The sequence below is a fragment of the Acinetobacter sp. ANC_7588 genome (assembly GCF_056783995.1).
In genome coordinates this window covers 214877-226307 of the sequence record NZ_JBWYIU010000001.1, presented here as the reverse complement: position 1 = coordinate 226307, position 11431 = coordinate 214877, and the positions used below count along the sequence as shown (strand labels likewise).

Sequence of the window (11431 nt, the reverse complement as noted above, 5' to 3'; positions counted from 1 at the left end):
TGCGGCAGAGTAGGTTGGTCATTTAGAATACGCAACATAAATGCATGTGCATGTGGCATATCATGCACCTGTCAGCCTTGCTAAATGACAGTGTAGCAGCCCATCGCATTAATAGATTAAAGTTAGTAAGTTTGGAGTGAGCCTCTCATGGCCTATTATTCTACGAACGATTTCAAGTCTGGCCTTAAGGTAATGCTTGATGGTAACCCATGCTCAATCATGGAAAACGAATACGTTAAACCAGGTAAAGGCCAAGCGTTCAACCGTGTTAAATTACGTAACCTTAAATCAGGTAAAGTATTAGAAAAAACATTTAAATCTGGTGATTCTTTAGAAGCAGCAGATATCGTAGAAGTAGAAATGGACTACTTATACAACGACGGCGAACTATGGAACTTCATGGATCCTGTGACTTTCGAGCAAATTGCGGCTGACAAAGTTGCAATGGGTGATGCTGCGAAATGGTTGAAAGACGATTCAAACGAAAAATGCACAATCATGTTATGGAATGGTGTTCCTTTAACAGTGAATGCACCTAACTTCGTGGTATTAAAAATTGTTGAAACTGATCCAGGCGTACGTGGTGATACTTCTGGCGGTGGTGGTAAACCAGCGAAACTTGAAACAGGTGCTGTAGTACGTGTTCCATTATTCGTTCAACAAGAAGAAAGCGTTCGTGTTGATACACGTACTGGTGAATACTTAGAACGTGCATAATGGTGTAAATTTATACTATTATCGAAAGGGATGATGACAATCATCCCTTTTTTAATGCCAAGGTCTAAGGTAAAGAAGAATTATTGAGGAGTATAGTCGCAAGGGAAAACAGCAGTAACACGAATAATAAAATTGAGCTGATTGCAAATACGAAATAATGAGGGTTTGATATGGATCAAATACAACCGAAGTCATCCATGACTTCGAAATTGATTTGGATTATTGTGGCCATAATCGGTGCAGTATCCTTTGGAATATTAGCGGTTAGTCGTGGAGAACATGTCAACGCAGTTTGGCTCGTACTCGCTGCAGTCTGTGTTTACAGTATTGCATATCGTTTTTATAGTTTATTTATTGCTAATAAAGTATTCGAGTTAAATGCTCGGCGTTTAACACCTGCGCACCGTCTAGCGGATGGTCTAGATTATGTGCCTACAAATAAAAGTGTTCTGTTTGGTCATCACTTTGCTGCGATTGCAGGTGCTGGTCCGTTAGTTGGGCCTATTCTTGCTGCGCAAATGGGTTATTTACCAGGAACGATTTGGCTGTTAGTCGGTGTTGTACTGGCAGGTGCAGTCCAAGATTTTCTAGTTTTATTTATTTCTACACGCCGTGACGGACGTTCACTGGGTGAAATGGCAAAACAAGAACTGGGTTCATTTGCAGGAATTATTGTGATGCTTGGCGCATTAGGGGTAATGATCATTATCCTAGCTGTGCTTGCACTCGTGGTGGTTAAAGCATTAACCAATAGTCCATGGGGTGTGTTTAGTATTGCTGCCACCATTCCAATTGCATTATTTATGGGCGTATATATGCGATATATCCGTCCAGGAAAGATTGCCGAAGTTTCAATCATTGGCTTTGTACTGATGATGCTCGGTATCATCTACGGTGAAAATATTGCTCAACATCCTTATTGGGGGCAATTATTCACTTTATCGGGTACAGAGTTAACATGGGCATTGATTATCTACGGTTTCATCGCTTCTGTATTACCAGTATGGTTGTTATTGGCTCCACGTGATTATTTATCGACTTTCTTGAAAATTGGCGTGATTGCAGGTTTAGCATTGGGTATCGTATTTGCGATGCCTGAATTAAAAATGCCTGCAATTACCCACTTCGTAGATGGCACGGGACCTGTATTCTCTGGATCACTTTTCCCATTCTTATTTATTACCATTGCCTGTGGTGCAATTTCAGGTTTCCATGCATTGGTTTCATCAGGAACTACACCTAAGCTCGTAAATAATGAACGCGATATCCGGATGATCGGATACGGCGGTATGTTGATGGAATCATTTGTCGCAATCATGGCGATGATCTGTGCAACGATCTTGGATCCAGGCGTTTATTTTGCCATTAACTCACCAGCTGCGGTGATAGGAACGACGGTTGAAAGTGCCGCAGAGGCGGTACGTAATTTAGGATTTGTGGTTACACCTGAAGCTCTAACACTACTTGCTCAAGAGGTTGGTGAAAGCACAATTCTTTCTCGTACTGGTGGTGCACCGACGTTTGCGATTGGTATGGCGCACATCATCACTGAAATTTTTAATAGTCGAGAAATGATGGCATTTTGGTATCACTTTGCGATCTTGTTTGAAGCGCTATTTATTCTAACTGCTGTTGATGCAGGAACACGTGCTTGCCGTTTTATGGTTCAAGATACTGTGGGGATCGTTGTCCCTGCGGTTAAAAACTCTAAGTCGTTTGTGGGCAACTTGATTGGTACTGCCGTTGCAGTCTCAGGCTGGGGGTTCTTTGTATATCAAGGCGTAGTTGATCCACTGGGCGGTATCAATAGTTTGTGGCCATTATTTGGTATTGGTAACCAAATTTTAGCTGCGATGGCACTGATGCTGGGAACTGTCATTTTGTTCAAGATGAAGAAAGAAAAATATGTGTGGGTCACCATTGTTCCAACGATTTTCCTATTCATTACAGCGATGACTGCTGGTTGGCAAAAAATCTTCCATGAAAATCCAAAAATTGGATTCTTGGCACAAGCAGATCGTTTCAATGCGGCTATTGAGCGAAACGAAATTTTAGCGCCTGCGAAATCCATTGCGGAAATGCAAACTGTTGCTTTATCTAATCAGATTAATGCTGCGTTATGTGCATTCTTTATGATTGTTGCTGTGGTGATGTTGTTTGCTGCCATTAAAGTGATTCGTCGTGCTTTAGCAAATCCGCAGCCAACGGCTCAGGAAGCTGAAGCAATTTATACTGATCAAGTCCCTGCAGGAGAGACCAAATGAGTTTGAAAGAACAAATTCGTCAAAAGCTGGCATTGGGTAAAATCATTAAATTCACGATTTTGGCTCAGCCGAAGAAGTTTTTAATGTTGAATGGAATCAAAACAGTTCAACTGATTTGGCAGCGGCTACAACAAAGTTTTCGTTTAATGGTGGGTGTCCCAGATTACCAAAACTATGTAGAGCATATGAAAAAGCATCACCCTGACCTAGAGCCAATGGATGAAAAAACTTTTCATCGTTATTGTGTCGATGCACGCTATCCAAGTGCAGCAGGCGGTATGAAAAAATGCCCATGTTAATTTTCTAATATTAAATAAAAAACGGCACTGAGGTGTCGTTTTTTATTTGTTTTAATTGTATAAAACCTGACAAATTTATTGTTCTGAAACTCGTATACTCTTGATCAATAACAAAGGATAAAAACATGAAAATTGGAATTTATGGTGCAGGATCGATTGGCAGTTATATCGGTGGAAGAATGGTCGCAGCAGGCCATCAGGTGACATTTTACTGTAGAGAAAGAAGCTATCAAAAATTAAGCCAAAATGGGTTGGAGCTCAGTGATTTAAACGGATACCATCATAAGCTCACTCCAGATCAATTAAGACTTACAACAAATCTAGCAGAAGTCCTAGACACGGACTTAGTCATGATTTGTGTAAAATCAGCAGCGACAGAGCAAGTGGCATTTGAAATACGAAGCTGTGACACTCTCAATAAACCACGTCTCATCAGTTTTCAAAATGGAGTGAGTAATGTTCCACGGTTAAAAAAAATGCTGCCAGAATGGGAGATTATGGAAGGAATGGTTCCATTTAATGTCGCAGAACTCAAACCTTCTCATTTTCATCAAGGTTCTGATGGAATATTAATGATAAAAAAATTTGCAGAAAATAATCAGCTAAAAATAATGTTAGATGCGGCGAAACTACAAGTTGAATTCCGTGATGATATGTTAGAGGTACAGTGGGCTAAAGTCTTATTCAACTTGAACAATTCGATTAACGCTTTATCTGGTCTAACTTTAAGAAATCAACTTACTAATCGAATGTATAGAAAGTGCCTTGCTCAGGCACAGTTAGAGACGCTTCAAATTTTAAAGCAGGCAAATATTAAACCCGCACAATTAACGCCTGTACCAGCGAACATCATTCCTCATATTCTTCGACTTCCTAATTGGTTGTTTAAGTTGATCAGTCGCAAAATGTTAGCCATTGATCCACTAGCTCGTTCATCTATGCAGGATGATCTGAATTTAGGGCGCACGACGGAGGTTGATTGGATTAATGGTGAAGTGGTCAGACTTGCTAATACACTCGGGGGGAATGCACCGATCAACAGCTATTTTATTGAACAGATCAAGCTGGCGGAAAACAATAATTCAAGCCTTCAAATTGGACCTGAAGAGATGCTCACACAGTTGAAGCTTATTCAGCATTAAGTTTGATACTGATTCTTTAATACACTGATTATTAGAAATATTTGAGAAAATAAAAAAAACCTGTATGGTAGAAATATATAGTTTTGGAAATGTAAATGATGATTTGGGGAATGAAGCAGAGTGTTCAATCAAAAGATATTATACAGCCTGAGTTAGAATCTCAGATTCAATCATTTACTCCCAAAATTTCATTATTTCTAGAACAAATCAATCAAATTGTTTTGGATAAAAATACGCAAACTGAATTGGCTTTATGTAGTTTAATTGCAGGTGGTCATATTTTATTTGAAGACTTACCTGGATTGGGTAAGACCACATTGGCCAGTAGTTTGGCATCATTATCAGGTTTATCATTTCAAAGAATCCAATTTACCAATGATATGCTCGCCAGTGATGTAATTGGCGTGAATGTTTTTAATCAAAAAGAGCATCAGTTTGAATTTAAGTACGGACCTGTCTTTACCCAAGTTCTTTTGGCAGATGAAATTAATCGCTGTAGTCCTAAGACACAGAGTGCATTGCTAGAAGCGATGGAAGAGGGCTACGCCACGATTGATGGACAGCGTTATGCTTTACCTCAGCCTTTTTGGGTGATAGCAACTCAGAATCCACTCTTTCAAAGCGGGACTTATGCACTACCAGAGTCTCAGTTAGACAGATTCCTCATGCGGTTATCTCTTGGCTATCCATCTCGCCATGCAGAAAAAATACTTCTTCAACAAGAATCACGTGCCAAATTAATCGCACAGTTGATCCATGTATTTAATGAGACTGAAATACTAAGATTGCAATCCTTGACTCATCAAGTCCATTTAAGTGATGCAATTCAAGACTATTTATTGGATTTGGCTGCGGTAACACGAAAAAGTGCGCATGGTTTATCGACGCGTGGATTATTGGCTTTAAAACGAGCATCACAAGCGAGAGCGATCGTGCATGCCAGAGCCTTTGTCATTCCTGATGATGTAAAAGCTGTATTTTCAGCAGTATGCGCTCATCGATTAAACTTGAGTGAGGATGAGACGGTCTCCCTAATGAATCAGGTTAAATTGATTTGAGGGTATGCAGGTGACCAGTATCTGGAAGCAATGGTTAAAAAAAAGATTTCGGTTTGAGCAGAGTAAAAAAATTGGTCAACGCGATATTTTGATTTTTATTTATCAGCAAGGTTTCTTATATCTTGTGTTGATTTTTATCACATTTATTGCGGGTATTAACTATGCCAATAATTTGATATTAGGTTTCTGCTTTTTAATTAGTGCGATCTTATGCATTAGTTTTTATATCACCTTTAAACAATTGCATGGTCTTGAGATAGACATCATTACTGATGAAGTTGGACAGGTAGGGCACTCGATTTTATTTAAAATCTACTTGAATCAACCTTATTCATATTCACGTTATTTATCGATCTCCATCGATTCTGAGACACAGCACATTCACATTGACCAAAAACAGTCTGAATGTGTTATACCGATTCATGTTGATCAACGAGGACAGTATAACTATCCCGATATACACATTGCTTCAGTGTATCCATTTGGTCTTGTTCGAGCTTGGACTTATATCTTTCATGGACGACATGCATGGATTGCGCCACAAGCCAAAATAAATACGAATACAAGCTTTTCAAATGCATTTGTATTGGATCAGGAAAAAGATGAGTTTAAAGAATTAAGAAGTTTTCAGGTCGGCGACTCATTACAAAGTGTATCTTGGAAGCAGGCTGCTCGTGGACAAGGTTTGTATATTAAAGTTTTTGAAGAGCATCAACAGGATCGATGTGTTGATATTCATTATCATCATATGCCATCAGTCGAGCATGAAGAAAAGCTCAAATATATGATGGGTGTGGTGGAGCAGTGTGAGCAATTACAAATTCCTTTTAAGCTGGTGTTACCTCATGCCGAATTGAATCAAGGATTTGGAGCTGAGCATATCAAGCAGGCTAAAATTCTGCTTGCTCAGGCATAAAGTGTGAAATAGAAAATAGGTTTTGATATATGGTACATCCTAAAGTTTCACAATCCATGCTATTGAGTTTGGCACTCATTTTATTTATCCAGATTATTTATCTGCCTTATGCTTTAATTTTGGTGCTCTGTATTGAGCTTATATATTTATGGCATATTCAAAAAAGTAAAAAAAATGTCTCCAAAGCAATAAAATTTAGTTTTACAGCAATTGCACTTGGCGCGATTTATCTGCATTACCATACCTTTGTTGGTGTTGAGGCTGGGGTAGCATCGCTGACAACTTTTCTATTTTCAAAAGCATTAGAAACCCAAAAAAAACGTGATTTGATCATCGTTTTTAATTTTGCCTTATTCGTGGCGGCAAGTACGTTTTTATATAGTCAAACGTTGTATGTTGCTTTGGGAGTGGTGCTGTGCTTAGTGAGCTGTTTTGTAGGACTCTATAGAATTCAAACCGCGGAGTTTCTGTCCACTCGAGAAACTAAAAATGGCTTAAAGCACGATGTCATTCATGTTGGTAAATTCATCGGATTGGCAATTCCTTTTTTTATACTACTCTTTATTTTTTTCCCAAGATTACCTCCGCTTTGGCATCTCCCGATTCAGCAAAATAAGGGAATGACAGGAATCAGTGACTCTATGTCCCCAGGTGACATTGCTGAGCTGTCTCAGTCAAATGAATTGGCATTTCGTATTATTGGTGATATCACAAAATTACCGACGCGTTCAGAAATGTATTGGCGAGCTTTGGTCTTAGATCAATATGATGGTCAAAAATGGACAAGTCATGGATTTAATAGAGGGTTAAACGAGTTAAACTCTTATCAACTTTCTAATTTAAATCAAAAAGTTGAATATCAGTATTTGGCTAAAGATCCTTCTGTAGAATGGATCATGGGATTAGAGCAATCTGTACCTCAACAACGAAATTATTATCTCCGTTATGACGGTGGTATTTCAGCTCAACGACCTATTCAAACGGCTCAACCCATAAACTTAGTTTGGTTAGGGCGTGAGACGAAAATAAATCATGAACTTAGTCAGTTTCAAATTCAGTATTACACTCAGTATCTCCATCAGCGTGATATCAAAAGTCAAAGTTTAGCGTGGGACTTATTTATTAAAAGTGGAGAGCGGCCAGAGCGTTATATCCAGCAAGTTTTAGACTGGTTTAAGCAAAATAGCTTTCAGTATTCTTTATCTCCCGGTGTTTTGAGTGGTGATCGGATAGATGCATTTATGTTTAATTCACGACAAGGATTTTGTGAGCATTTTGCTTCTAGTTTTGTCATGATGATGCGTTATGTCGGTATTCCTGCCCGAGTCGTGACTGGTTATCAAGGAGGTCAATTTGCGCCAGACCAGAAAAGTTGGGAAGTGAGGCAGTTAGATGCACATGCTTGGACTGAAGTATATTTTGGAGGTCAATGGCAGAGGATTGATCCCACTGCAATGATTGCTCCTGAACGTATTGATCAGGGAATGCAAAATTTAATTCAAAATAATCAAACACTCTACTCTGAGAATACAAATTGGTCAGTTGCAAAATATCCTTTTTTGACAAAAATTCGCGTGTGGAGTGATTACGCAAGTTATCAATGGCAAAGTAAAGTTGTTGGATATAATGCTGATCAACAGCAGAGTTGGATGACAAAATTTGGAATTCATTCAGTTGCTTCAGTGTTTGTGATTATCCTTGCAGTCTCACTGATCATATTAGGATGTTATGCGCTATGGATGTTGAGAAAAAAGAGAAAACACTATTCACAAATCGATTGGGTACTTCATGTTTTCAATAGAAAATTAGGACTTCACAGTCGCCGTTATTCTTACGAAACGGTTCGACAATGGTTAGAAAGAATTTCATCACCTTTAAGTCAAAATAATAGAGCTGTTTTCCTTGAAATTATCATTCTGTACGAGCACTTAAGTTATTCACAATCGAGTATTTCTAAACAAGAGTTCGCAAATTTTAAGTCAATGATTAAAACTTGTTCATATCTTTTGGTTAAATATGAAAAAGGCTTGTCAGCCAAGTGATTTTTGCATAAGATGCGAAGCATTCTAGGTGTATAGCTCAGTTGGTTAGAGCGCTACGTTGACATCGTAGAGGTCTCCAGTTCGAGTCTGGATATACCTACCAAGATTTAAAAAAGGGCTTAAGTACTTTACTTAAGCCCTTTTTTCGTAAGCAAGACATTACTTCTTTATTTAAAAGTAAAGTATTCGTTATCACTTGCTCTATCAATAAAAATTGCGTTTCAAAAATCTCTAAATTTGATATTAAATTATATATTTTAAGTATAAATACCCAAAATGCTTTAATCTAAATATTGGGTATTTCCGTAATTTATTAATATACCCGTACATTAACACTTACAATAACGCCCGAAATGTACGCTTTTGCCATCCTGTTTAAATATGAGACACGTATAATGTTCATATTACAGGGAAGTTGAGATCAACGTTCATTACCAGTTCTTCACTTTTCATTCAGAAGTAATGAAATTCATACAGTATTATCAAACTAAAGATGGATACTATTTTGTATGTTATTTCATCAAAATAGCGTACTAAAAGCTTATTTCATTGACTGAAATGCGACGAAGAACGATACTCTCAACGTTTTAATTTAAGCAAATCGGTTCTAAGAGACTGGACCAAAAGTTCGGTGCTCTGTAACTCAATCCAAAGCAAGGGGCTATATATGGCTGGTGGAAAGTCAACTATCATCTACACACTGACCGACGAGGCGCCATTACTGGCGACTTACTCACTACTGCCGATCATTGAGACCTTTACTAAGCCTGCTGGTGTTGAGATTGTAAAAACTGACATCTCAGTTGCAGCACGCGTGCTCGCTGAATTCTCTGAATACCTTAGCGAAGAGCAGAAAGTATCAGACAATCTTGCAGAATTAGGTCGTCTTACACAAGATCCAGACACAAACATCATCAAACTTCCAAACATCAGTGCATCTGTAGCTCAGTTGACTGCATGTATCAAAGAGCTTCAATCAAAAGGCTATGCAATTCCAGATTATCCTGAGAATCCTACGACTGAAGAAGAAAAAGCACTCAAAGCACGTTTTGGTAAATGCTTAGGTTCAGCAGTAAACCCTGTATTGCGTGAAGGGAATTCTGACCGTCGTGCGCCTGCTGCTGTTAAAAACTATGCGAAAAAACACCCACATTCTATGGGTGAGTGGAAACAGTGGTCACAAACTCACGTTTCTCACATGGATGAAGGTGACTTCTATCACGGCGAAAAGTCTATGACTTTAGATCGTTCTCGCAATGTGAAAATGGAACTGATCACGAATTCTGGTGAAACCATCGTTCTTAAAGAAAAAGTTGCACTGCAAGACGGCGAAATCATCGATTCTATGTTCATGAGCAAGAAAGCACTTTGCGACTTCTATGAAAAAGAATTAGATGATTGTAAAGAAGCGGGCATCTTGTTCTCTTTACACGTTAAAGCAACCATGATGAAAGTTTCACACCCGATCGTATTCGGTCACTGTGTGAAGATTTATTACAAGGAAGCGTTCGAAAAACACGGTAAACTGTTCGACGAACTAGGTATTAACGTAAACAACGGTATGGCTGGTCTTTACGAGAAGATCGAAACTTTACCGACTTCTTTACGTGAAGAGATCATCGAAGATCTACACGCATGTCAAGAACACCGTCCTGCTTTAGCAATGGTGGATTCAGCAAAAGGCATCACTAACTTCCATTCTCCAAACGACGTGATCGTAGATGCTTCTATGCCTGCAATGATCCGTGGTGGTGGTAAAATGTGGGGTGCTGACGGTAAGCCTTACGACTGTAAAGCAGTAATGCCTGAATCTACATTTGCACGTATTTACCAAGAAATGATCAACTTCTGTAAGTGGAATGGTAACTTTGACCCACGTACAATGGGTACTGTACCTAACGTTGGTCTAATGGCTCAAAAAGCTGAAGAATACGGTTCACACGACAAAACTTTCGAAATCGCGCAAGCTGGTGTTGCTAACATCACAGATATCGAAACTGGCGAAGTGTTAATGTCTCAAAACGTGGAAGAAGGTGATATCTGGCGTATGTGTCAGGTGAAAGATGCACCGATCCGCGACTGGGTGAAACTAGCTGTAACACGTGCACGTAACTCTGGTATGCCAGCAATCTTCTGGTTAGACCCATACCGTCCACACGAAAACGAATTGATCAAGAAAGTTCAAAAATACTTAAAAGATCACGATACAGATGGTCTAGACATCCAAATCATGTCTCAAGTACGTGCAATGCGTTACACACTTGAACGTGTTGCTCGTGGTCTAGATACAATCTCTGTAACGGGTAACATTCTACGTGACTACCTCACTGACTTGTTCCCAATTATGGAGCTTGGTACTTCTGCGAAAATGCTGTCTATCGTGCCTTTAATGGCGGGTGGTGGTATGTACGAAACTGGTGCAGGTGGTTCAGCACCTAAACACGTACAACAACTTGTTGAAGAAAACCACTTACGTTGGGATTCTTTAGGTGAGTTCCTTGCACTCGCTGTTTCACTTGAAGAGCTTGGTATTAAAGAAAACAACCCTAAAGCTAAACTTCTTGCGAAAACATTGGATGCTGCAACTGGTAAATTACTTGACAACGGCAAATCTCCATCACGTCGTACAGGTGAGTTAGACAACCGTGGTAGCCATTTCTATTTAGCGAAGTTCTGGGCTGAAGAATTAGCAGCTCAAGACGAAGATGCTGAATTAAAAGCGACATTCTCTACTTTAGCGAAGACTTTAGCTGAAAATGAAGAGAAGATCGTTGCTGAACTTGCAGAAGTTCAAGGTAAATCTGTTGATATCGGTGGTTACTACGCAATCGATCAAGAGAAAGTAAATGCAGTTATGCGTCCAAGTGCAACTTTAAATGCTGCTATTGCAAGCATCTAATAACACTTAATTTGAACTGAATTTCAGTTTGGCGGATTAAAAAAGCTGGTACTTCGGTACCAGCTTTTTTTTATTAAAATTTTTGTAAATCAAA

At 39.0% G+C, this 11431-nt stretch carries 8 protein-coding genes and 1 tRNA gene; all 9 read left to right on the top strand.

Features of this window, described 5'->3' with window-relative positions; all coding sequences use genetic code 11:
- Positions 1-147 precede the first annotated feature (147 nt).
- Positions 148-717 carry an elongation factor P gene (gene efp / locus AC1M9J_RS01090; protein ID WP_035265851.1) on the top strand — a complete coding sequence of 190 codons (570 nt, stop codon included), beginning with the start codon at positions 148-150 and terminating at the stop codon, positions 715-717.
- A gap of 170 nt (positions 718-887) precedes the next feature.
- Positions 888-2981 carry a carbon starvation CstA family protein gene (locus AC1M9J_RS01085; protein WP_481588443.1) on the top strand — a complete coding sequence of 698 codons (2094 nt, stop codon included), beginning with the start codon at positions 888-890 and terminating at the stop codon, positions 2979-2981.
- Positions 2978-3280 (top strand): YbdD/YjiX family protein, encoded by a 303-nt coding sequence (locus tag AC1M9J_RS01080; protein WP_481588442.1) that lies wholly within the window; start codon positions 2978-2980, stop codon positions 3278-3280. The genes AC1M9J_RS01085 and AC1M9J_RS01080 overlap by 4 nt, the downstream gene beginning before the upstream one ends.
- A gap of 125 nt (positions 3281-3405) precedes the next feature.
- Positions 3406-4422, top strand: coding sequence for a 2-dehydropantoate 2-reductase (locus tag AC1M9J_RS01075; RefSeq protein ID WP_481951707.1), 1017 nt, complete (start codon positions 3406-3408; stop codon positions 4420-4422).
- Positions 4423-4520: 98 nt separating this feature from the next.
- On the top strand, positions 4521-5480 hold the full coding sequence (locus tag AC1M9J_RS01070) for an AAA family ATPase (RefSeq protein WP_035265922.1): 960 nt from the start codon (positions 4521-4523) through the stop codon (positions 5478-5480).
- Positions 5481-5490: 10 nt separating this feature from the next.
- Complete coding sequence (locus AC1M9J_RS01065) at positions 5491-6396, top strand: DUF58 domain-containing protein (protein ID WP_481951706.1); 906 nt, start codon at positions 5491-5493, stop codon at positions 6394-6396.
- A gap of 29 nt (positions 6397-6425) precedes the next feature.
- Positions 6426-8438, top strand: a complete 2013-nt coding sequence (locus tag AC1M9J_RS01060) for a transglutaminase TgpA family protein (RefSeq protein WP_481951705.1) — start codon at positions 6426-6428, stop codon at positions 8436-8438.
- 26 nt (positions 8439-8464) lie between these two features.
- Positions 8465-8541, top strand: a tRNA-Val gene (locus AC1M9J_RS01055).
- 564 nt (positions 8542-9105) lie between these two features.
- A complete protein-coding gene (locus AC1M9J_RS01050) occupies positions 9106-11337 on the top strand; it encodes an NADP-dependent isocitrate dehydrogenase (protein ID WP_481951704.1) in 2232 nt (743 codons plus the stop codon).
- The last annotated feature ends 94 nt before the right edge of the window (positions 11338-11431 follow it).